This window comes from Undibacterium sp. GW821-FHT11B02 (genome assembly GCF_058808955.1).
Window position 1 is genome coordinate 287578 of sequence record NZ_JBXASD010000007.1, and the last position, 21023, is coordinate 308600.

At 47.9% G+C, this 21023-nt stretch carries 20 protein-coding genes; 14 read left to right on the plus strand and 6 right to left on the minus strand.

Annotation, left to right across the window (positions count from 1 at the left end; all coding sequences use genetic code 11):
- Positions 1-368 precede the first annotated feature (368 nt).
- The 10 genes from AC1RVX_RS17065 to AC1RVX_RS17110 are packed head-to-tail and all read left to right on the plus strand — an operon-like array spanning position 369 to position 9853.
- The gene (locus tag AC1RVX_RS17065; protein WP_493217791.1) at positions 369-2573 is read left to right on the plus strand and encodes an O-linked N-acetylglucosamine transferase, SPINDLY family protein; all 2205 of its coding nucleotides are present in this window, start codon (positions 369-371) and stop codon (positions 2571-2573) included.
- Positions 2570-3340: a glucose-1-phosphate cytidylyltransferase gene (gene rfbF, locus AC1RVX_RS17070; RefSeq protein ID WP_493217792.1), complete on the plus strand. Its 771-nt coding sequence runs from the start codon at positions 2570-2572 to the stop codon at positions 3338-3340. Before AC1RVX_RS17065 ends, rfbF begins: the two co-directional genes overlap by 4 nt.
- A 20-nt stretch (positions 3341-3360) precedes the next feature.
- Positions 3361-4413, plus strand: a complete 1053-nt coding sequence (rfbG, locus tag AC1RVX_RS17075) for a CDP-glucose 4,6-dehydratase (RefSeq protein WP_493217952.1) — start codon at positions 3361-3363, stop codon at positions 4411-4413.
- On the plus strand, positions 4413-4988 hold the full coding sequence (locus AC1RVX_RS17080) for a dTDP-4-dehydrorhamnose 3,5-epimerase family protein (protein ID WP_493217793.1): 576 nt from the start codon (positions 4413-4415) through the stop codon (positions 4986-4988). Before rfbG ends, AC1RVX_RS17080 begins: the two co-directional genes overlap by 1 nt.
- Positions 4985-6214, plus strand: coding sequence for a methyltransferase domain-containing protein (locus AC1RVX_RS17085; RefSeq protein WP_493217794.1), 1230 nt, complete (start codon positions 4985-4987; stop codon positions 6212-6214). The genes AC1RVX_RS17080 and AC1RVX_RS17085 overlap by 4 nt, the downstream gene beginning before the upstream one ends.
- Positions 6215-6223: 9 nt before the next feature.
- The gene (locus AC1RVX_RS17090) at positions 6224-6712 is read left to right on the plus strand and encodes an acyltransferase (RefSeq protein WP_493217795.1); all 489 of its coding nucleotides are present in this window, start codon (positions 6224-6226) and stop codon (positions 6710-6712) included.
- Positions 6709-7518 (plus strand): NAD-dependent epimerase/dehydratase family protein, encoded by an 810-nt coding sequence (locus AC1RVX_RS17095; protein ID WP_493217796.1) that lies wholly within the window; start codon positions 6709-6711, stop codon positions 7516-7518. Before AC1RVX_RS17090 ends, AC1RVX_RS17095 begins: the two co-directional genes overlap by 4 nt.
- Positions 7515-8264, plus strand: a complete 750-nt coding sequence (locus AC1RVX_RS17100; RefSeq protein ID WP_493217797.1) for a cephalosporin hydroxylase family protein — start codon at positions 7515-7517, stop codon at positions 8262-8264. The genes AC1RVX_RS17095 and AC1RVX_RS17100 overlap by 4 nt, the downstream gene beginning before the upstream one ends.
- A gap of 34 nt (positions 8265-8298) precedes the next feature.
- Positions 8299-9111 (plus strand): phytanoyl-CoA dioxygenase family protein, encoded by an 813-nt coding sequence (locus AC1RVX_RS17105; protein ID WP_493217798.1) that lies wholly within the window; start codon positions 8299-8301, stop codon positions 9109-9111.
- Positions 9101-9853 (plus strand): class I SAM-dependent methyltransferase, encoded by a 753-nt coding sequence (locus AC1RVX_RS17110; protein ID WP_493217799.1) that lies wholly within the window; start codon positions 9101-9103, stop codon positions 9851-9853. Before AC1RVX_RS17105 ends, AC1RVX_RS17110 begins: the two co-directional genes overlap by 11 nt.
- Before the next feature lie 41 nt (positions 9854-9894).
- On the opposite strand, the gene AC1RVX_RS17115 is transcribed toward AC1RVX_RS17110, so the two are convergent.
- The gene (locus AC1RVX_RS17115) at positions 9895-11541 is read right to left on the minus strand and encodes a GGDEF domain-containing protein (RefSeq protein WP_493217800.1); all 1647 of its coding nucleotides are present in this window, start codon (positions 11539-11541) and stop codon (positions 9895-9897) included.
- Between the two features lie 82 nt (positions 11542-11623).
- Positions 11624-12271: a response regulator gene (locus tag AC1RVX_RS17120; RefSeq protein WP_493217801.1), complete on the minus strand. Its 648-nt coding sequence runs from the start codon at positions 12269-12271 to the stop codon at positions 11624-11626.
- Between the two features lie 260 nt (positions 12272-12531).
- Between AC1RVX_RS17120 and greB the strand changes: the two genes are divergently transcribed.
- Entirely contained in the window at positions 12532-13080 is a 549-nt protein-coding gene (gene greB / locus AC1RVX_RS17125; protein WP_493217802.1) for a transcription elongation factor GreB, read from the plus strand.
- A gap of 26 nt (positions 13081-13106) precedes the next feature.
- Positions 13107-14459 carry a DUF3422 family protein gene (locus AC1RVX_RS17130; RefSeq protein ID WP_493217803.1) on the plus strand — a complete coding sequence of 451 codons (1353 nt, stop codon included), beginning with the start codon at positions 13107-13109 and terminating at the stop codon, positions 14457-14459.
- A gap of 33 nt (positions 14460-14492) precedes the next feature.
- On the opposite strand, the gene AC1RVX_RS17135 is transcribed toward AC1RVX_RS17130, so the two are convergent.
- The 4 genes from AC1RVX_RS17135 to AC1RVX_RS17150 all read right to left on the minus strand — a co-directional run bounded on the left by AC1RVX_RS17135 (position 14493) and on the right by AC1RVX_RS17150 (position 18844).
- A complete protein-coding gene (locus tag AC1RVX_RS17135; RefSeq protein ID WP_493217804.1) occupies positions 14493-16787 on the minus strand; it encodes a RelA/SpoT family protein in 2295 nt (764 codons plus the stop codon).
- A gap of 81 nt (positions 16788-16868) precedes the next feature.
- Positions 16869-17072, minus strand: coding sequence for a DNA-directed RNA polymerase subunit omega (gene rpoZ, locus AC1RVX_RS17140; protein WP_186946559.1), 204 nt, complete (start codon positions 17070-17072; stop codon positions 16869-16871).
- A gap of 72 nt (positions 17073-17144) precedes the next feature.
- On the minus strand, positions 17145-17789 hold the full coding sequence (gene gmk / locus AC1RVX_RS17145) for a guanylate kinase (RefSeq protein WP_493217805.1): 645 nt from the start codon (positions 17787-17789) through the stop codon (positions 17145-17147).
- A 152-nt stretch (positions 17790-17941) separates the two neighbouring features.
- Positions 17942-18844: a YicC/YloC family endoribonuclease gene (locus tag AC1RVX_RS17150; RefSeq protein WP_493217953.1), complete on the minus strand. Its 903-nt coding sequence runs from the start codon at positions 18842-18844 to the stop codon at positions 17942-17944.
- A gap of 142 nt (positions 18845-18986) precedes the next feature.
- On the opposite strand from AC1RVX_RS17150, the gene AC1RVX_RS17155 reads away from it, so the two are divergent.
- Entirely contained in the window at positions 18987-19997 is a 1011-nt protein-coding gene (locus AC1RVX_RS17155; RefSeq protein WP_493217806.1) for a serine/threonine protein kinase, read from the plus strand.
- Between the two features lie 90 nt (positions 19998-20087).
- Positions 20088-21023, plus strand: a complete 936-nt coding sequence (locus AC1RVX_RS17160; protein WP_493217807.1) for a PP2C family protein-serine/threonine phosphatase — start codon at positions 20088-20090, stop codon at positions 21021-21023.

Genomic DNA, 21023 nt, shown 5'->3' on the forward strand with positions numbered 1-21023 from the left:
ATTGGCGTAGTAGCCTGAAACTTTGGTCTTTCGTGCTGACTATTGGACCGCCGTTGAAAAGGGTATCGGTAGAGACTGAAAAAGTTTTAGCGTGTTTCTGAAAATAAATGTTATTTTTTCTGCTCAAGTTTTTCAGTCCTTTCCGCTTGTCGGCGTATTTTAAAAATACTTTAGGGGTAAATTTGATTTAGTTTTCGGGCTTTATTTAACACATGGAAACAAAATCATTGGTTATAAAATAAGCCTGAGCTAGACAGTTTCTGGTATTTTCCAACTTGAGCATGCAGTTTTACTCACATTGGTGCTGGTGATTGCCGAATTGAGTGATGCTAATTTAATAATAACTAAATTTTACCAAGGCGCCGGTCATGACAAAATCGAGTTTTGATGCACGAAAGGCTATGCGCGAGGTCCATAAGCTGTACTTGGCCCAGGCTTTGTCCGAAGCGAAACAAGTGTGTTTAAACATTATCAGAAATTTCCCCCGGCACGCTGAAGCCTTATATGCACTGGCAAGAATTTCAGGCGATATGGATGAGTGCGATCAGGGAATGGAATATCTCAAACTGGCATTTGATGTGATGCCGCATTTCCCTGACAACAGGAAAATCGCATTTGGCATTTTCAATAAATATTTACTGAATAAGCAATATCCGCAGTTGGAAAATGCAAGTTTGTGGTTGTCACGATATTTGCCGCGAGACGGCATAGTCTGGGATTATCTTGGCCTTGCACGTATTGAGCAGGGAAATTTTGTCGAAGCGCATGTTGTTTTAAGTAAGGCACTGGAGCTGTTGCCAAACAATCCACATATCCTGGTCAATATGGGAAATGCTCTTATTTCCCTGGAACGTTGCTCTGAAGCGATTGCGTATCTTGAAAAAGCACTAAAGATACAACCAGATATGGTGGTTGGTTTGAATAACCTTGGTAATGCACTTCGTTATATAGGGCGAACAGAGGACGCGATTGAAAAAATATCGAGGGCAGTCCAGTTAAGTCCAGAGATTGCCTATTTGTACAATAATCTGGGTTTGGCCTATCGCGAGCATAGTATGTATGCGGTAGCAATTGAACAGTATAGACATGCCTTGCAATTGCAGCCGTCTTTATATCAGGTGTACCCTAATCTGATAGATGCCTTGCGACAAAATGGACAAGTGCACGAATCGATAGAATGTGGCCAGTTAGCATTGAGTCTTACTGAGGAAATTCCAGAAATCTGGGGTGCCTATGGAGATACATTGCGTGAGGCAAATCATCTGGATGCGGCAATTGAAGCTTATATCAAAGCTTTGTCATTTAAAGAGGATGGACAGTCTTCTTTTAACCGCAAGATATACACTAACCTGTTGTTTTGCCTGAACTATCATCCAGACCTTACGCCAGATGTGATTTATAACGCTTATCATGAATTTGACTTGCGTTTCGCAGCTCCTCTGAAAGCAAAGTGGAGAAAATTCGAGAATACACGTATTCCAGGGAAGCGCCTGAAGGTCGGTTATGTAACACAGGCTTTTTATAATCATGTGTGCAAATATTTCCTGTTGCCTTTGATAGAAGGGCATGACAAGGAGCAAGTGGAGGTGTATGCCTATGCCAATCCACCTTTTGAAGATGATGTTACCGCCTATTATAAGAAGCAGATTGATCATTGGGTTTCCACCAGGGACATGACAGATGACGTACTGGCTGAACGCATTCGGGCAGACGGTATAGACATTTTGGTAGACGTGGCCGGGCACACTAACGGCAACCGCTTGCCGGTATTTGCCCGTAAACCCGCACCAGTTTCTTTGCATTGGCTTGAGTACGGCTATACAACAGGCTTGAGTGCTATCGATTATTATTTAACAGACAAACCTAGTGTCACCAATGATTGTGCGCATTTGTTTTCAGAGAAAATTTGGTGCCTGGATGGGCCGGCTTATGTCTACAGGCCAGATACCAGGAGAGCAGAATGGTGTCCGTCGCCATTTGAAACGAATGGCTATATCACGTTCGGCAGCTTGTCCCGTTCAACCAGGATTAATCATAAGGTGGTAAAGGTATGGTCTGCCATACTGGACGCAATGCCAGATGCGCATCTCATCATCAATAGCGGAGATTTTAAGGATCCCCAAGTACAGGACGAAATGGCTTCCCGGTTTATGCGATATGGCATAGAGAGGTCGCGTTTGCACATAGGGTTTAGTTCGCCCTCCTGGGAAGTATTGAAGCATGTTGATATCAGCCTTGACTGCTTCCCGCACAATTCAGGAACGACTTTGCTGGAATCTCTGTATATGGGCATTCCATTTATTTCGCTCGCTGACCGGCCCTCTGTTGGCAGGATAGGTGCTAGCGTATTGACAGGTATCGGACATTTGGAATGGTTGGCGCAATCGGAAGAAGAATATGCGCAAAAGGCCATTATTCTGGCGCATGACCTGGATGAATTGCGGCGACTACGTGGAAGTTTGAGACAGGAAATGGAACAATCGCTCATTATGAATGAGCCTGCCTTCGCTCACTCAGTAGAAAAAGCTTACCGTCAAATGTGGCAGATTTATTGTGAAGGGCAAGATGTATGAAAGCGGTGATTTTAGCCGGTGGCCTGGGAACAAGGATATCCGAGGAAACCCACCTGAAACCCAAGCCCATGATAGAGATTGGCGGCCACCCTATACTCTGGCATATCATGAAGTCGTATTCTGCCCATGGCGTGAATGATTTCGTGATCTGTTGCGGCTACAAAGGCTATCTGATTAAAGAATATTTTGCCAACTATTTCTTACATATGTCAGATGTAACTTTTGACATGCAGAAAAATAGCATGGAAGTGCATGAACATCATGCTGAGCCATGGAAAGTGACCTTGGTTGATACTGGCGAAGACACGATGACTGGCGGTCGCCTGAAACGTGTGGCGCGCTACTTGCAAGGTGAGGAAGCATTCTGCTTTACCTACGGTGATGGCGTTGCTGATCTCGATATTTCCGCATCCATCAAGTTCCACAAAGAGCATGGCAAATTGGCAACGGTGACGGCTGTCTTGCCTCCCGGCAGATATGGTGCCTTAGAGCGCAATGGCGATCTGGTAGAGGGATTCACAGAAAAACCGCGTGGCGACGGGGGGTGGATCAATGGTGGGTATTTTGTCTTGTCACCCAAAGTACTTGATTTTATTGAAGGGGATAGTGTCAGTTGGGAAGCCGCGCCCTTGTCAGAAATAGCAGGACGTCAGGAATTGATGGCTTTTGAGCATGCAGGTTTTTGGCAGCCCATGGACACATTGCGTGAAAAAAATCTTCTCGAAGATTTGTGGCTGTCAGGGAGTGCGCCGTGGCGGGTCTGGTAAACGCAGAATCAAACCTGAATATGGTTGCCCCAGTCTTCTGGCGGGGCCGACGAGTTTTACTCACAGGTCATACCGGATTCAAGGGGGCCTGGATGGCTTACTGGTTAAGCCGCATGGGGGCAATCGTGCACGGGTTGGCATTGCAGCCTTCAACGCAACCAAATTTATTTGATGCCCTGGATATTTCTACGCGTATCAAGAGTCATGTTGGCGATATCAGGAACTACGAAACCGTTAAAAATGTGGTGCAGGCATGCCAACCGGAAATCGTGCTCCATCTTGCGGCACAAGCGCTGGTTCGTGCCAGTTATCAAGAGCCATTGGCGACCTTCGCCAGTAACATCATGGGCACGGCTCATGTACTTGAGGCTATTCGCGGCATGCAATGTGTGAAAGTGGCCTTGATTGTGACGACTGATAAAGTGTATCGCAATCTTGAACAGATGACTCCCTATCAGGAAACTGCAGAACTGGGTGGCCATGACCCTTATAGTGCCAGCAAGGCCGCTGCAGAACTGGTGTTGTCGAGCTATCGTGCAGCATTTTTAGCGGAGCAAGGTACGGCAGTGCTGGCTGCGCGGGCTGGCAATGTGATTGGTGGCGGCGATTGGTCAGCGGACAGATTATTACCCGATGCGATTCATGCCTGGCAGAATGAAAAGATATTGCATATTCGCCGACCAGATTCAGTCAGGCCCTGGCAACATGTTCTTGAGCCGTTGTCCGCCTATTTATGTCTAGCGCAGTACGCCTATGGACAACCAGTGACTAGTCTGGCATGGAATATCGGCCCTGATAATGCTGCTTCCGTCAGGGAAGTGATAGAACTAGCGCAAGCCGCCTATGGTCATGGAGAAGTTGAATTCGCAACAGAATTCTCTGGCCCGCATGAGGCTGGTCTGTTGGCACTTGATACCACAAAAATCAAGTCGGTTCTTGATATCTCACCACGTTGGGGGCTGCATTCCGCTGTGACGAGAAGCATGCATTGGTATCGGGACTATCAGTCAGGTACAGCAGCACCTGAGCTTTGCGACCGCGACCTCACAGCTTTCCAGGCAGGGCAAACATAATGCGCGTTTCCAGATCAGGCCGCTTTGAATTTTTGGAGACACCCATACAGGGATTGCATCTCCTGCAAAGAAAGCCGTTGGGCGACAAGCGTGGATATTTCCAGCGCATGTTTTGTTCAGATGATTTGCTTGAAATTGGGTGGCATGAAACGATTGCACAAATCAATCACACCTATACGGAGCGCAAAGGAGCCGTTCGTGGCATGCATATGCAACTGTCGCCAAACACTGAAATGAAGTTGATTAGCTGCCTGCAAGGTGAGGTATGGGATGTGGCGGTAGATTTGCGAGCAGGTTCGCCCCATTTTTTGAAGTGGTATGGTGTGCTATTGTCACCAAAGAATCAGCAATCCTTATTGATCCCACCTGGATTTGCACATGGTTTTCAGACCCTTACTGACGGGGTTGAAATGTTGTATTGTCACAGTAAGGCTTACGCTCCAGCCAGCGAGGCAGGGTGCAATCCCTTTGATCCCCTGTTGGAGATTACCTGGCCGGAATTAGTCACTGAAATTTCTGACCGGGACAAGAACTGCGCCATGCTCAATAAAGATTATCAAGGGGTTATTGTATGAAGTGTCGACACTGTGATCAAGAATTGACACATACTTTTCTCGACTTGGGGACAGCCCCACCGTCGAACGCCTATTTGACACCTGCAGCATTTAATCAACCTGAAGTGTGGCTGCCGTTGAAATTGATGGTATGTGACTTTTGCTGGCTGGTACAAACTCTGGACTTTACCGGGCGAGAGAATTTATTCGACGCTGACTATGCCTACTTTAGCTCTTGCTCCTCCAGTTGGCTGGCGCATGCAAAGACTTTTGTCACGGACATGCATGCAGAACTCGAGCTTGGGCCACAAAGCCTGGTAATGGAGGTGGCGGCCAATGACGGGTACCTTTTACAATATGTGCAAGAGATCGGAGCCCCTTGCTTTGGTGTTGAACCGACTGCGAGTACAGCCAATGCAGCCAGACAAAAAGGTATCAGGATCATAGAACGTTTCTTTGGTACAGAACTGGCAAAAGAGTTGCTGGCCCAAGGGCCGAAAGTTGATTTGTCCGTTGCTAACAACGTATTGGCACATGTTCCTGATATCAATGATTTTGTTGCCGGTTTCAGCTTGATCCTGACTGAACAAGGGGTAGCCAGTTTTGAGTTTCCACATTTGCTCAATATGGTTAGACAAAACCAGTTTGACACCGCTTATCACGAACATTATTCCTACCTTTCCCTGCATGCTGTAAAGACCATTTTTACCAAAAATGGCCTGCATATCTTTGATGTGCAGGAATGGCCTACCCATGGGGGAAGCTTACGTGTATTGGCACAAAGAAGCGACGTGTCATACCGTAAAGAAAGCCAACGTGTCGCCGATCTCTTACAGATTGAATTCAATGCGGGGATTAAAACCCTGGATTTTTACAATCAGGCGCAGGTCAGGGCAGAACAAGCAAAATTCGCTCTGCTGGAGTTTTTGTTGCAAGCCAAACGCCAGGGGAAGCGCGTAGCCGCTTACGGCGCTGCTGCAAAAGGGAATACCTTGCTCAATTTTTCTGGTGTACGGCCAGACTTGCTACCCTATGTCGTGGATATCAATATACATAAACAGGGTAAATTCATGCCAGGTAATCGCATACCTATCGTTGACCTGGGACACTTGCTGGCAGACCGTCCTGACTATGTTCTGGTTTTACCCTGGAATTTACAGACAGAAATATCACGAGATTTGCAAGAGATTCGAAACTGGGGCGGACGTCTTGTGGTTGCCATTCCTCAATTGACGGTGCTGGAATAGGGGGAGGGGATGATAGAGATCCATCCGGATGCACGGGTATCCAACATGGCTGACATTGAAGATTCAGTCAGAGGTTCGCGTATCATCATAGGTGCGTTTTCAGTTGTTGACAGCTTTGTCAAATTCAAGCCCGCAGGTGGTATTGGCGATATTGTCATAGGTCAGAGGACTGCCATCAATTCTGGCTGTGTCTTGTACACCGGTAATGGCATTATGATTGGCGATGATGTGGCGATTGCTGCGAATTGCACTTTTGCACCGGTCAATCATGCTTATCACGATAAAAGCAAGCGCATTAACCAGCAAGGGTTCTTGCCTGGGAAAGGTGGCATTGTCATTGAGGATGATGTGTGGATTGGTGCCAATTGCGTGATACTTGACGGTGCAATCTTGAGGCAGGGTTGTGTTATCGGTGCGGGGTCCATTGTCCGCTCAGAAGTTGCTGCCTATTCGATCAATGTTGGTAACCCATTGCGACAAATAGGAATGCGACAATGAGTTCCAACGCAACACTGATCGGTGGGCGAGGCTTTATAGGCGGGCATTTGCATCAGTCCCTACAGGCATCGGGTTGGTCTAGTTACGTGGCTGAAAAAGACGATGCCCGTTTGTTTTCTCAACATTTGGGGCACGTTTTTTATTGTGCAGGACTGACTGCAGATTTTCGTCAGCGTCCGTATGCCACTGTTGATGCCCACGTGCATCTGTTGTCAAGAATTTTGCAGCACAGCAAATTTGATAGTCTCACCTACTTGTCCAGTACCCGGCTGTATGCCAATGCATCCGACACGGATGAAGATGTACCCATGGTCGTGTGCTCCTATGCTCCCGGTGATTTATATAATATTTCCAAGCTGATGGGAGAAAGCCTGTGCCTGCATGGTGGTCGTAATGTGCGGGTGGTGCGACTTTCCAACGTCTATGGCCAGGGTATGCCAGAACAGAATTTCTTGTCTGAAGTGTTGATTGCAGCTGCAAAGCAAAAGAAAGTCATATTTCGCAGTAGTGCAAAATCAGAAAAAGATTATGTCTCGGTGGCAGAGGTCGTTCGATTATTACCCAAAATTGCAACCGAAGGGCAAATTGGCATATACAATTTAGCACGGGGCAACAATACTTCACATGCGAGCCTGGCCAGGCAACTGGAACAATTAGGCGTTCTTTGTGAATTTGAGGCTGATGCCCCTGAAGTACGCTTCCCACCCATACGGGTGAGTAAGCTGATAACGCAGTTTGGTCCGCTGGAATGCGAGTTTGAACAAGATTTGCAAGCCCTTTTAAACTATTACACGACAACGCCATGAACCCAATTAAACAATTTGAAGCTGAACGTGAAGCACGTATAGAACAATTGGGGAACGACCTTGAATTTCAGGCGCAATCCCGGAACTGGCTGGAACAAAGCATGCGTCGCCAATACGTGTATAACTTTTCCTGGCTAGGGCGTCCTATCATCCAAAACCCCATTGATATGGTCGCGATGCAGGAACTGATCTGGACAGTACAACCTGACCTCATCATAGAAACTGGTATTGCACATGGCGGCTCCATCATTTATTCAGCGTCCCTATTGGAATTGAATGCCGCATGTGGCGGCAATCCTGACGCTAAAGTAATAGGCATAGACATAGATATCCGCGAGCACAATAAAGAAGCCATTCTGCAACATCCCATGGCGAAGCGGATACAGATGCTGGAAGGTTCCAGTGTCTCGGCAGAGATTGTGCAACAAGTCCATGCCATTGCAAAAGACAAGCAAAGAGTCATGGTATTCCTGGATTCAAACCATACTCACGAACATGTATTGGCAGAGTTACAGGCTTACGCGCCTCTCGTGAGCAAGGGGAGTTATTGCGTTGTTTTCGATACTTTTGTTGAAGATGTGCCCGCAGACGTTTTTGACAACCGCCCATGGCAGCCAGGGAACAGTCCTAAAACAGCCGTGCACGAGTATTTAAAGTCGCACCAGGAATTTGTCATTGACAAGGCAATGGACAACAAATTACAGATTACTGTCGCACCTGATGGGTTTTTGAAGCGGATTAATTAAACCACGAATGCCAATTGATTTCGCAAGAGAGGACATGATGATCGCTCAAATCACGCAATCGCAAAAAGAGCAATTTGAAAATGACGGCTACCTCATCGTAAAGAATTTTTTTGACAATGACTTAATCAATGATGTCAAAAACGAGATCAATCGCATAGGGCGGTTTATCGTAGGCGACAAATTCAAATTTGAAGATTATGACCCCGAGCTGGTCTCGCCACAAAAACAATCACAACTATATGATCGCTTGCATTACTTGCCATGTCTAAGCAGGTTGTCTGGCAATCATGACTTGCTGTCTTTGTGTGAAAGCGTGGGATTGCAATTGCCGGTACTGATGGGCTGTTGCAATATGCGTTACGACAGACCCAATGATAGTAGACATTTGTTTGACTGGCACCAAGATACACTGTACTTGCTGGGCTCAGTCAATGCAGTGACCGCATGGATACCATTTGGCAAAGTGGATGAATTGCATGGCACCATACAGGTCATTCCAGGTAGTCACAAAAAAGGTATCTATCCATATAAGAAAATTTCAGACAAGTCTGTATTGGAACAGTTCCAGTTCTTGCAACGTGATCTGGCCCTGGATGTGGACGTGACAGAAACACCGGTGACTGTGTTGGCTGAAGCGGGAGATGTCATATTGTTTAAGCAAATGCTTTTGCACCGCAGTTTGCCAAATTGCTCGGATAAAGTACGTTGGACTGGGCAGGTTCGTATATCCGATTTGTCTGATCCCGGATTTATGGAAGCTGGCTGTCCTACAGGCGATAAAAAGAATATTTTTTTCCAAAATTACCCTGGTTTTAAACACCCGTTGAGCAAATTTTATGAAAACTAAATTAGGGGAATCCATCACCCGCAGCAATACGGAAGCTGAAGCAGATCAGCGTCTGCTGGAATTGCGCAATACTATTGTGCCCAACATGGGGCCGCATTGGAATTTGCATTCCAATTTATTCATGAAGCGCATCGCCTTATCGCGAGTCCTTTATTTCAATCATTTATATTCCCTGATTAAAGATATACCCGGTGTCATTTGTGAGTTTGGCGTGCAATGGGGAGCTTCGCTAGCGTTGCTGACCAATTTGCGAGCCATTTACGAACCTTATAATTACTCAAGAAAATTAATTGGTTTTGATACCTTTGCAGGCTTTGCAGCGCGTAATGACAAAGATGGAGACCTCGTTGCAGTGGGCGACTATTCGACAATGGACGCTTATGAAGTGCAACTGGAAGAAATTTTGCAATTGCATGAGGCAGGTTCACCTATTCCACATATACGCAAATTTGAATTGATTAAAGGCGATGCCTCGGTGACCTCGGCTGAATGGCTGACATCTAACCCTCATGCAGTCATTTCGATGGCGATCTTTGATATGGATGTATATCAACCAACCAAGGATGTCCTTGAAAACATCATTCCCCGTTTGGTCAAGGGCTCCGTTCTGGTCTTTGATGAATTGAATTGTCCCAGATTTCCAGGTGAAACAATGGCAGTGCTTGAAGTGATTGGTCTGAACAAACTTCAACTCAGACGTGATCCTAACCAACCTTATTGTGCATGGGCTGTATGGGAGTAAAAAGCTGACAACAAATGTCGTACTGACACGAATTTTGAATATCAGCCTGCTTTTACAACACGGTTCTTGCCTGACTGTTTCGCCTCATACATGGCTTTATCGGCTCGTTTGATGGTGGAATCTTGTGGCTCTTTCGGATTGCGCAAGGCAACACCAGCACTGAAGGTGATAAACAATCTTTGTTCATTTGCCGTGAAGAAATGCTTGGTCAATTCGCGCTGCACGCGTGTCATCGCTTGTGCTGCTTCTTCAAGTTCAGTTTCTGGCATGATGATGACAAATTCTTCACCACCGTAGCGCGCGATCACATCTATTGACCGCAGGGTTTGCTTGACGATGCGTACCAAATGCATCAGTGCCTCATCCCCGGCGGCATGGCCATGGGTGTCATTCAGTTTCTTGAAATTATCCAGGTCTAGTAAGGCTACGCATAAGGGTGTTTTGCGACGGTCTGCCCGGTCTGCTTCGCGTTCGAATACATCATCCATGCCGCGACGGTTCAGGCTGCCGGTAAGCTGATCTTCCCTTACCAGTTCGCTCATCTGGGCGAGTTTGTTTTCCAGTTCCTTGATGCGTGCTTCAGCTTCGCTGACTTCTTTTTGTGCAGCCACGATCATGTCTCTGGAACGCAAGGTTTCAAACTGCACTTCCTTGGTTTCGTTCAAGATATCGGTGATCAGGTTGGTGACTTCACTGACATCTTTGGCGGTACTTAATTGTTGGGAATAAGCCCCCATTTTATGCTGGTAAGCGCCGGTGCTGTCGGCCATCGCATTGAGTCTGTCAATGAAAGCCGCCATCATGTTTTTGACGGATGTTTTTGACTCTGCGATGCTGGTTTTCAGCACACCCTGTTTATAGATGACATCTTTCAGGCTACGTGTGGCCTCTTGCAGGGCGCGGTGATCAATCGGGCCAGCAATCAGATTTTGCACCACTTCAATCTGGCCACGCAACCAATTGTCGTTGTCGAGCAGGTCGTGAATATTGGTCAACAACAAATCAAACAGACGCAACAGCAATTCCTGCTGTTCGGCACTGTCACCACTTTGCAATTCTATTTGAAAGCACAATTGTTTTAAGCGTGCAGCAATGTGGGTCAGCTCACTTTCATTGTTGGCGACCTTGACTGCCTGTGCCAGACTTTCTGATTCGCCAGAGAGTTGCGGGGTTGGTTTGAGCAACGATGTCAGCGCCAAAGCCAGCGTACGGTACAACAAATCCTTGAGTACACGTACGCGCGGATCTTCAACCGGGCCATCATCGACCAGTGATATGTTTTTTGTCTGGGCTACCGGGGCAGGATCAACCAGACTAATGCTATTGGCCGGAGGGGCAGGGGGCGGTGCTGTGATTCGTTCCGTCAGCTGCATCAGTGCTCGGCTCAGGTCAGGCCAGTTGCCTGATTTAATGGCGCGATTGAAACGGAGTCCAAATGTGGACAATTCAGTCTGTGATGCTTGTAAACCAGTGGCAAAGCTGACCAGTAGATTTTCTGCTTCAGACACTGGTGCCGCAACTTCAGCGACTACTTCCGGCGGCGGTTCTATGACGCCAGATATGTCGTTATATAATTTGCGATAAGCGTCAGGCGTAGGTGCAATTCTTTGTATCGCCAACTGCCGGAAGGTTTCACGCGCGATGTCAGTCGGGGTCTTGAATTGCGTATTATTTGGAGTTTTTGACATGGTGCTCTGACAAAGGCGTTACCTACAAAGGTGTTACAAATAAAAGTTTTACCGAAACTGAATCGCACACCAATATTGTCTTTTAATCCACAAGCTGATTCTTGATGGCATAGTGCGTTAATTCTGCATTGTGCCGCAATTTCATCTTCAAAAGAATTCTCGATCGGTATTCGCTAATGGTTTTTACAGAAAGTGACAATTCTTTGGCAATGTCGCTGACTGATTTTCCCGATGCGATCAGGGTCATGGTTTGAAACTCACGATCCGACAAAGTTTTGTGCAGAGCACCTTCATGTTCCTGATTGAGATTATTGGCCAGTTCCTGAGCCAGTTGCGGGCTGATGTATTTCAGTCCACGGGCAACCTGGCGTATGGCGTCAAGAATCTGGCCAGCACTGCATTGCTTGTTCAAAAAACCTGCAGCCCCGGCTTTCAAGGCGCGCACGGCATATTGATCTTCTCTGTGAATGGAAAACATCAGGACGGCAACGCCCGGTTTTTCTGACTTTATCTGTTTTAACACTTCAATACCGTTTTTATCAGGAAGTGATATATCCAGTAAGATGACTTGTAACTCATGTTGCCGACATAAACGGATGGCTTCCAGGCCAGTTTCCGCTTCGGCAGCAACGGCGATATCAGTGCTGGTTGATATGATGCTTCTTATGCCTTCACGGACCACCGCATGATCGTCTACGATGAGTATATTGATTGCTGCTTTTTCTGTCATGCAAAATCCATTTCTTGTTCAGACGACTAACCCATACTGGCAGAAGCAAGCTGCTTCTTTTTCCTTGGCATGGCAAGGAAACAAGTTGCTTTCAATTCAACTGCATCCGCAGTGTTTGATGATCAATTCAAAGCTTGAATAGATGTTAAAAGTTCAGTATCCAGCATGGTCAGCCAAGGTATTCACCTATTTTATAAGGGATGTACAGATTTTGGTGCTACAAAGAAAATTAATTACATCAAGTCCGTTACAATAATGCAATGAGCAAAGCATTTATCAAAGAGTCTGACTCCGATGACGAAGAAGAATTCGGCGCACCAGCTATTCCTGCTGGTGTAAAAAACTATATGACGCCTGAAGGGCATCAGCGCATGAAGGACGAGTTTTTGTACCTTATGGATGTTGAGCGACCCGAAGTCGTCAATATTGTGCACTGGGCTGCTTCAAATGGTGACCGCTCAGAGAATGGTGATTATATTTATGGCAAACGACGTTTGCGCGAAATTGACAGGCGCATACGCTTTCTGACCAAGCGCCTTGATATTGCCGAAGTATTTGACTCCAGCGTGCACCATGGCTCAGACCAGATATTTTTTGGCGCGACGGTTACCTATGAAAACCAGCATGGCGATGAAGTGACTGTCCGTATTGTCGGCGTTGATGAATTCGACCCTTTACAGGGCAAGATCAGTTGGATTTCGCCGGTGGCACGCGCCCTGATCAAGACCAGAGTTGGCGACACCATTACTTTACGTACACCTGGTGGCATCGAGGAGCTGACTATTCTTGAGGTTGACTATCCGGCGTAAAGTTTTCCAGTTATTTGTTGATCACTATGTCCATAGCCTACACGAAACTGAATCATCCGCTCAGAGTGCCGCTGGCTGCCGAGATACATTCGCGCCCCTCATTGCGACTGCGGGCACCTGAAACACTGACCCACCTGGCCATCTACGCCAGAAGTGACGCCCACCTTGGTGGCGACAATTTGTTGACGCAACAAGTCATTTTGGAAGATTTTTGCCGCCATTTCGGGGTCGCCAGTCCAGCAGGGGAGGGTAAATATTTTTTCCACGATTTTGGCCGTTTCCGTCTGAAGTGGGAATGCCATACTGAATTCGCCACCTATACCTTTGTTGAAAACGCGCATGAAACAGCCGGCAAACAAGCCCATGAATCAGCACTGGAGCAGATTTTTGCCGATGCCCCGCTGCGGCACCTGCCTCAACAATGGCTGTTCGAATTGCAGGGAAAAGTCATGGTTGCCGCGCATGTAGCCCTGCTGCCGCAACAGGATGAGAGCAAGCCTGTCTTGCCATCAAGACAGCTTTTTGAAGGTGGCGTCCTGGTTGGCAGTGAAGTGTTGAAGCGAGGTGAAGTCTGGACTGATTTCCTGATACAGGCCGATGGCTTCAGTCGCTTTGTCGTCAGGGACAATGGCTTTCTCGATCAGCAGGCCGGACGCATCGTCCAGCGCCTGCTGGAAATTGAAACCTACAGAATGATGGCCTTGCTCGGCTTACCTCATGCTCAGCGCGCTTCTCCCATCCTGAATACCATAGAAAATGAATTAGTGACGCTGACAGCGACAATGACGATGCCCAGCAACGGCCATAATGACGTTGCAAATGCTGATTCAGAGCAAAGCCTGTTACGCCAGATTATCGATCTTGCTGCCCGCATAGAAAGGCTGGCACTGGAAAACAGTTACCGTTTTGCTGCTTCCAAAGCTTACTTCAAGCTGGTGCAGTCGCGGACTGATGAAATGCGTGAGTCGCGTATTGAAGGTGTGCCCACCATACAAGAATTCATGGATAGGCGCCTGGCACCCGCCATGAACACCTGCGAAGCCATTGTGCGCAGGCAGGAGACTTTGGCCGAACGTATTGCCCACACCAATGATTTGTTGCGTACCCGTGTCGGTATCGTACAGGAACAGCAAAATCGCAAGATATTGCAAAGCATGAACGCCCGCGCTGCCCAGCAATTACGTCTACAGCAGGCGGTTGAGGGCTTATCTGTGGCCGCGATCAGTTATTACATGGCTGGATTGGTGCAGTATGCAGGTAAGGGTCTGAAAGCCATGGGGGTGCCGCTGAACCCGGATCTGATGACAGGCTTGCTGTTGCCGGTAATTGCGGGTTTGGTCTGGTGGGGCTTGCGTAAACTACATCAAGACATGCACTGATGCAGTGTGGATGGCGAGGTAAGTAAGGCGTGGTTAGCCGTGTTCTCTGACAATGCGCGTGACACCGGTCAGGTGCTTGATGTTGCGCATGATTTTAGCAAGGTGAGTACGGCCTTCTATCTGTATCGTGAAGTGGATATTGGTCATGTCATTGGCGTCGCCATCTTCCATGTTCACATGGCTGATATTGGCATCGGATTCGCCAATTTCGGCAGCGATACGTGCCAGCGCACCACGTTCATTGGTCGCTGTGACGACGATACGACAATCAAAACGACGATTCAGCTCTTCGCCCCAATTCACGTCTATCCAACGATCAGGTTCTTTAATGTGCAGGCGCTTGGCATATTCACAATCGTCAGTATGCACCACCAACCCCTGGTCCCGTTTCAATTGACCAACGATGCCATCACCGGGGATAGGCAGGCAACAAGGCGCCAGTTGGACAGACAAACCTTCACTACCGTAAATAATGACAGGATCACGTTTGTTCGCCATCTTGTCACCGTACTGCTGGAAAGGAATGGATGGGGAATCATCTTCAACCAGGTCAAGTATATGTCTGGCAACCAGTGCCGCCATGCGCTTGCCTATGCCTATATCTGTATGGATTTCATCCAGCGACTTGGCACTGGATTCATTCAGCAGTTTGTCGATCAGGGGTGGCGGCAGATCAGGGTTCAGGTTCACTGACAGCAATGCCTGCGCCAGTAATTGCTTGCCCAGTTCAGTGGATTCATTCAGGTTGATGGTGCGCAGATAATGCCGGATCGCCGATCTGGCCTTACCAGTACGCACATACGTCAGCCAGTTCGGTGTAGGACGTGAATTGGGTGAAGTGATAATTTCAACGATGTCGCCGTTTTTCAATTCTGAACGCAGTGGTACGGGTTCATGATTGATGCGGGTAGCAATCGCCTGGTCACCAATATCGGTATGAATGGTATAAGCAAAATCCAAAGCGGTTGCGCCACGGGGTAGCGCAATAATTTTGGATTTTGGGGTGAATACATAGACAGAATCCGGGAACAGGTCGATTTTGACGTGTTCCAGGAACTCTGCTGAATCTCCGGTTTGTTTTTGGATGTCAAGCAGTGATTGCAGCCAGGCATGGGTGCGTTGCTGCAAGTCAGTCAGACTGCCTTCTTCATTTTTGTACAGCCAATGCGCGGCAACGCCAGATTCAGCTACATGGTGCATGTCGTGGGTACGAATCTGGAATTCTACCGGTGTGCCATACGGACCGATCAGGGTGGTGTGCAGCGACTGGTAACCATTCGTCTTGGGAATAGCGATATAGTCCTTGAACTTGCCCGGCATGGGCTTATACAGACCGTGCAGGCTGCCCAGCGCGTAATAACTTTCGCGCAGGTCCGGGACTACGATGCGAAAGCCGTATACATCCAACACCTGGGAAAAACTGAGGTGCTTGTCATGCATTTTGCGGTAGATACCGTACAGGGTTTTTTCACGGCCATATACCTCGGCCTTGATACCGGCATCAGCAAGTGCAGATTTGACGGCTTCCATGATCTTGTTGACCACTTCACGGCGATTACCACGCGCTGCCTTGACTGCTTTGGACAGAGTGCGGTAACGCATCGGGTATAAGTGCGAAAACGCCAGATCCTGCAGTTCACGATAAATATTATTTAAACCCAGACGGTGCGCAATAGGCACATATACATCCATGGTTTCGCGCGAAATGCGGCGTTTTTTTTCGGGCGACATAACGCCCAGGGTGCGCATATTGTGCAGTCTGTCTGCCAGCTTGACCAGTATCACGCGTACATCACGCGCCATCGCCAGCAGCATCTTGCGGAAATTCTCTGCCTGCGCTTCGATCTGGCTTTGAAATTCGATTTTTTCCAGCTTGGACAAGCCATCAACCAGGGTCGCCACCGGTGCGCCAAAGCGTTCTATCAGTTCTTCTTTCTTGACATCCTGATCTTCCATGACGTCATGCAGCAGTGCCGCCATGATGGCCTGCACGTCCAGCTTCCATTCAGCGCAGATTTCTGCAACAGCGATGGGGTGGGAAATATAGGGCTCGCCTGACTTGCGCACCTGTCCCAGATGCATTTCATCTGAAAAGCGATAGGCTTCCTTGACCAGCTTCAATTCGCTGGCGGACATGTATTCACCGATACGATTGGTCAGCGCGGTGATGGATGCTACGCCCGTGCTATTGGCAGGCGCACGCACGCCGTTCAGATCGTCAAGCGGTGAAGCATGTTTTGCGGGAATGGTGCGCACAGGAGGAAGCGCGACTGATGCTGATTCGGCCGGTTTAATTTCCAGAGATGAATAACTGTCATTAAGGTTCATTCTGAGTGGTCCCGGCCGATGAATACTGGCTTGATATGAGCGTGTTGAATAACGATATAAAAATACTATCGGAAACGACGCTTAAACAGGCACTTTCTTCAACATTTCAATGCCGATCTTGCCTTCAGCGATTTCGCGCAGGGCGATCACAGTCGGCTTGTCCTTGGAGTCGACTTTTGGTGTGTGGCCTTGCAGCAATTGGCGGGCACGATAAGTAGCACACAGAGTCAACTGGAAGCGGTTAGGGATTTGTTTCAGAGCGTCTTCAATGGTGATACGTGCCATGTTTTTTCCTAAATACTAAATTATTTATAAAATGCTAAAAATTACCAAATATTACAAGTGGGGTTTCGCGAATTAATTCGGATTGGCGTGAATGCCAAGCTGGGCAAATAGCTCGTAATGGCGAGTTGCCTGTTGTGCAAATCGGCAGCGTGTCGCTTTCACGATTGCATTTAATTCCGACAAGGCTGTCGCAAAGTCTTGATTAATAATAACATATTCGAACTCGGGGGAGTGGGCCATTTCACCCCCGGCAGCCAAAATACGCTTGGTAATGACATGTGGCTCGTCCTGACCACGTTTTTTTAAGCGATCTTCCAGTGCCGGAATCGACGGCGGCAAAATAAAAATGCCAACGGCGCCAGGAAACTGTTTCCTGACCTGTTGCGCGCCTTGCCAGTCAATTTCCAGCAAGACATCGGTGCCGGAACGCATCTGATCTTCTATGGTAATGCGCGAGGTGCCATAGTAGTTTCCAAATACTTCTGCCGATTCCAAGAACTCGCCCTGTGCTTTGCGAGCGAGAAAGTCTTCCGGCGTCGTAAAATGATATTCGCGACCATCTTGCTCTCCAGGGCGCGGTGGCCGGGTAGTGTAGGAAATTGACAGTTGGATTGCCGGTTCCTGTGCCAGCAAGGCATTCACCAATGAAGACTTACCTGCACCAGAAGGGGCGGCAACCACGAAAAGACTGCCGGCAGTCGAAGTATTGGCTTGCATAGGTATGTCCTCCGGTGTGGTTATTCTGGTTAATAATAAAGTGCTTAATGCTCAAAATAATGCTCAAAAAACAGGCAAAGAATGCCCGTCGGCTTCGTTTTTAATTATTTCCCAGAGAAAATAGTGGCGGGAGTATAAGCAAATGCGTCTGCTTATTCAAGGTTTTGCACTTGCTCGCGCATCTGTTCTATCAATAATTTCAATTCCATCGATGCGTCCGACAGTTCTTTCGAGGCTGCCTTGGAACCAAGGGTATTGGCTTCACGGTTCAATTCCTGCATCATGAAGTCCAGGCGTTTGCCGACCTGGCCACCTTTTTTCAGGATATGCCGTGTTTCGGTCAGATGCGCGGACAAACGTGCCAGTTCTTCTGCCACATCGACCCGGATACCGTACACGGTCACTTCCTGGCGTATGCGGTCGAGTGCTTCTTCGCGGGTGATGGTCTGGCCAGCATTTACTCCGCCAGATTGCAGGGCCAGGCCAAGGGCCTCTTCCAGCCTGGTGGTGGCCTTTTGTTGAAATTGCTGTACGATTTGCGGCATCAGCGGGGTAATACGGGTGACAATTTCTTCCATGGCCGTAATCCGGCTTAACAATACCTGCTCCAGCGCTGCTCCTTCACGTTCACGGCTGGTGACGAAGGCTTCCAGCGTTTTGTTGATGGTGTCATTGATAGCAATCTGCAAAAACTCGGCATTGATTTCACCTTCTTCAATCACACCTGGCCAGCGCAGGATTTCATTGGCAGTGAAAGGGGAGGCATCAGGGAACTGGGATTTGAGCGCTACTTGAAAACCGGCCAATTGGGTCAACAGACTAGCGTTGAGCGATTTATGATTGGTTTCTGCAACTTTCTTACCAAAGCTGAAACGGCACTCGACTTTGCCACGGGCCAGTTTGCGCGTCAGCGCTTCCCTGAACTGCGATTCGACGGAACGAAATTCATCGTTGATCCGGAATTGCAGGTCCAAAAAGCGCGAATTGACACTTTTAATTTCAATGGTAATAGTGCCAGCATCGGTTTCGTTGGTGCTGGTGGCGTAGCCAGTCATGCTAAAAATGCTCAAAGTATTTCCTCAAAAAGGGATGAACTGTGTATAAGATTGGCAAAATTGCGCATTAGACACTAGGATATTCTTTACAAATACCGCAATAATCAACACAATCCGTTTTGTATAGTGAATTGGAAGATTGATGGCCGCACAAAATAACGCACCTCTACCAGATGGACTTGAAATTGCCGGATACCGCATTGTAAAGAAAATTGCGTCCGGTGGCTTTAGTATTGTATACCTGGCATCCGATGAGGATGGCAATGCAGTTGCCATCAAAGAGTATTTGCCAAGCTCGCTCGCCTTGCGCCAGCAGGGGGAGCTGGTACCTGCTATCTCCAACGAGAATTTACCGATTTATCGTATCGGTCTGAAGTGTTTTTTTGAAGAGGGCCGCGCGCTGGCACGCATTTCCCACCCGAATGTGGTGAGTGTTATTAATTTTTTCAGGGCGAATGAAACGGTGTACATGGTGATGGCCTATGAATCGGGGCGGTCATTGCAGGAACATATCTTGCGCCGTCGCGACAAGGGTGAAAAACCGCTGGTGTCAGAACGTTTTATCCGGCGCATGTTCAACCAGGTCATGAACGGCTTACGTGAAGTGCACACGAACAAGTTGCTGCACCTGGATTTGAAACCGGCCAATATATACCTGCGACTGGACGGCACACCGATTTTGCTGGATTTTGGGGCCGCCAGACAAACCCTTAAGACTGACATACCCAAATTGTATCCCATGTACACGCCAGGTTTCGCGGCACCAGAGTTATATCAAAAAAATGGTAACCTTGGCCCTTGGACTGATATTTACAGCATAGGTGCGTCCATATTTGCCTGTATGGTAGGGGCGCCACCCCAGCCGTCAGACCAGCGCAAGACCAATGACAAAATGGATGGGCATTATCGCAAACTGGAAGGTTTATACTCTAACGAATTAATAGAAGTCGTGCGCTGGTGTCTGCAACTGGATCCGCTGGAACGACCGCAAAGCGTGTTCGCCCTGCAAAAGGCGCTTGCAATACAGGCCCAACCACAGAGAGAACTGACTTTCATGGAAAAAATACGCTTGAAGATAACCACCTTTATTAATGGCAAAAGAAAAAAAACCGAAAGCGACCATACAACAATACAAGAAAGCACCTTGAATTAAATGCGCTTTGTTGCAAGCTGCAGCGTCCTTGACATGACCTTTGTTTCAATGAACAGAAGTCCCTATCAACAGAATTAACTTTTATATCACATGCGTTTTTCCGTTTATCAAGAAAGTCATATTGGTGGCCGCAAGGTCAACCAGGATCGAATGGGGTACAGTTTCACTCGCGATTCGATTTTGCTCTTGCTGGCGGATGGCATGGGTGGCCACATCATGGGTGAAATGGCAGCTGCTATTGCCATGCAGACCATAGGAAACCTTTTTCAGCAACAGGCACACCCGATGATAGGGCGCCCCGAACGGTTTATGGAAGACAGTTTCCTGGCGGCGCATCAAGAGATACATCGTTATCGCGCCATCAATAATTTACCGGAAACTCCGCGTACCACCATCGTTGCCTGCCTGATCCAGAATGGTTACGCCTATTGGGCGCATTGCGGCGATTCGCGTTTGTACTGGATACGGCAGGGGCAAATTTTACTGCGTACCAAAGATCACTCGCGCCTGGAAACCTTAATTGCGCAAGGTAAGGTAGATCCGGCAGAACGCCATACCCATCCTGACCGCAACAAACTGTTTAATTGCCTCGGTGCGCCGAACGCCCCGATCGTTGAACTATCCCGTCGCGCCGTCTTGCAGCCTGGTGATTTGCTGCTATTGTGTTCTGATGGCTTGTGGTCAGTATTACCTGATCATATGCTCGCACAGCGCCTGCATGACCATACCATTGTGCGCGCTGTACCTGAACTGATACGTTCTGCGGTAGATATTGCAGGCAAGCAAAGTGATAATGTCACCGCATTGGCCATGATGTGGGAAGGGGATGACAGGATGGATAATTCCACCATCATTTCCACCAATACCTTGCCTATCGGCTCTGTCACGACAACCATACAGGCACCTATGGACGCTGAAGTGGAACAGTCGGACGGCGACGTCTTTAATGACGCAGAAATAGAAAAAGCCATTGCCGAAATCCGCAATGCGATACACAAATCGTCACGCATTACTTCTAAGAATTAA

Coding starts and splice junctions, on each gene's coding strand:
- AC1RVX_RS17065 (WP_493217791.1), top strand. CDS start 369: ATGACAAAATCGAGTTTTGATGCACGAAAGGCTATGCGCGAGGTCCAT.
- rfbF (WP_493217792.1), top strand. CDS start 2,570: ATGAAAGCGGTGATTTTAGCCGGTGGCCTGGGAACAAGGATATCCGAG.
- rfbG (WP_493217952.1), top strand. CDS start 3,361: ATGGTTGCCCCAGTCTTCTGGCGGGGCCGACGAGTTTTACTCACAGGT.
- AC1RVX_RS17080 (WP_493217793.1), top strand. CDS start 4,413: ATGCGCGTTTCCAGATCAGGCCGCTTTGAATTTTTGGAGACACCCATA.
- AC1RVX_RS17085 (WP_493217794.1), top strand. CDS start 4,985: ATGAAGTGTCGACACTGTGATCAAGAATTGACACATACTTTTCTCGAC.
- AC1RVX_RS17090 (WP_493217795.1), top strand. CDS start 6,224: ATGATAGAGATCCATCCGGATGCACGGGTATCCAACATGGCTGACATT.
- AC1RVX_RS17095 (WP_493217796.1), top strand. CDS start 6,709: ATGAGTTCCAACGCAACACTGATCGGTGGGCGAGGCTTTATAGGCGGG.
- AC1RVX_RS17100 (WP_493217797.1), top strand. CDS start 7,515: ATGAACCCAATTAAACAATTTGAAGCTGAACGTGAAGCACGTATAGAA.
- AC1RVX_RS17105 (WP_493217798.1), top strand. CDS start 8,299: ATGATGATCGCTCAAATCACGCAATCGCAAAAAGAGCAATTTGAAAAT.
- AC1RVX_RS17110 (WP_493217799.1), top strand. CDS start 9,101: ATGAAAACTAAATTAGGGGAATCCATCACCCGCAGCAATACGGAAGCT.
- AC1RVX_RS17115 (WP_493217800.1), bottom strand. CDS start 11,541: ATGTCAAAAACTCCAAATAATACGCAATTCAAGACCCCGACTGACATC.
- AC1RVX_RS17120 (WP_493217801.1), bottom strand. CDS start 12,271: ATGACAGAAAAAGCAGCAATCAATATACTCATCGTAGACGATCATGCG.
- greB (WP_493217802.1), top strand. CDS start 12,532: ATGAGCAAAGCATTTATCAAAGAGTCTGACTCCGATGACGAAGAAGAA.
- AC1RVX_RS17130 (WP_493217803.1), top strand. CDS start 13,107: ATGTCCATAGCCTACACGAAACTGAATCATCCGCTCAGAGTGCCGCTG.
- AC1RVX_RS17135 (WP_493217804.1), bottom strand. CDS start 16,787: ATGAACCTTAATGACAGTTATTCATCTCTGGAAATTAAACCGGCCGAA.
- rpoZ (WP_186946559.1), bottom strand. CDS start 17,072: ATGGCACGTATCACCATTGAAGACGCTCTGAAACAAATCCCTAACCGC.
- gmk (WP_493217805.1), bottom strand. CDS start 17,789: ATGCAAGCCAATACTTCGACTGCCGGCAGTCTTTTCGTGGTTGCCGCC.
- AC1RVX_RS17150 (WP_493217953.1), bottom strand. CDS start 18,844: ATGACTGGCTACGCCACCAGCACCAACGAAACCGATGCTGGCACTATT.
- AC1RVX_RS17155 (WP_493217806.1), top strand. CDS start 18,987: ATGGCCGCACAAAATAACGCACCTCTACCAGATGGACTTGAAATTGCC.
- AC1RVX_RS17160 (WP_493217807.1), top strand. CDS start 20,088: ATGCGTTTTTCCGTTTATCAAGAAAGTCATATTGGTGGCCGCAAGGTC.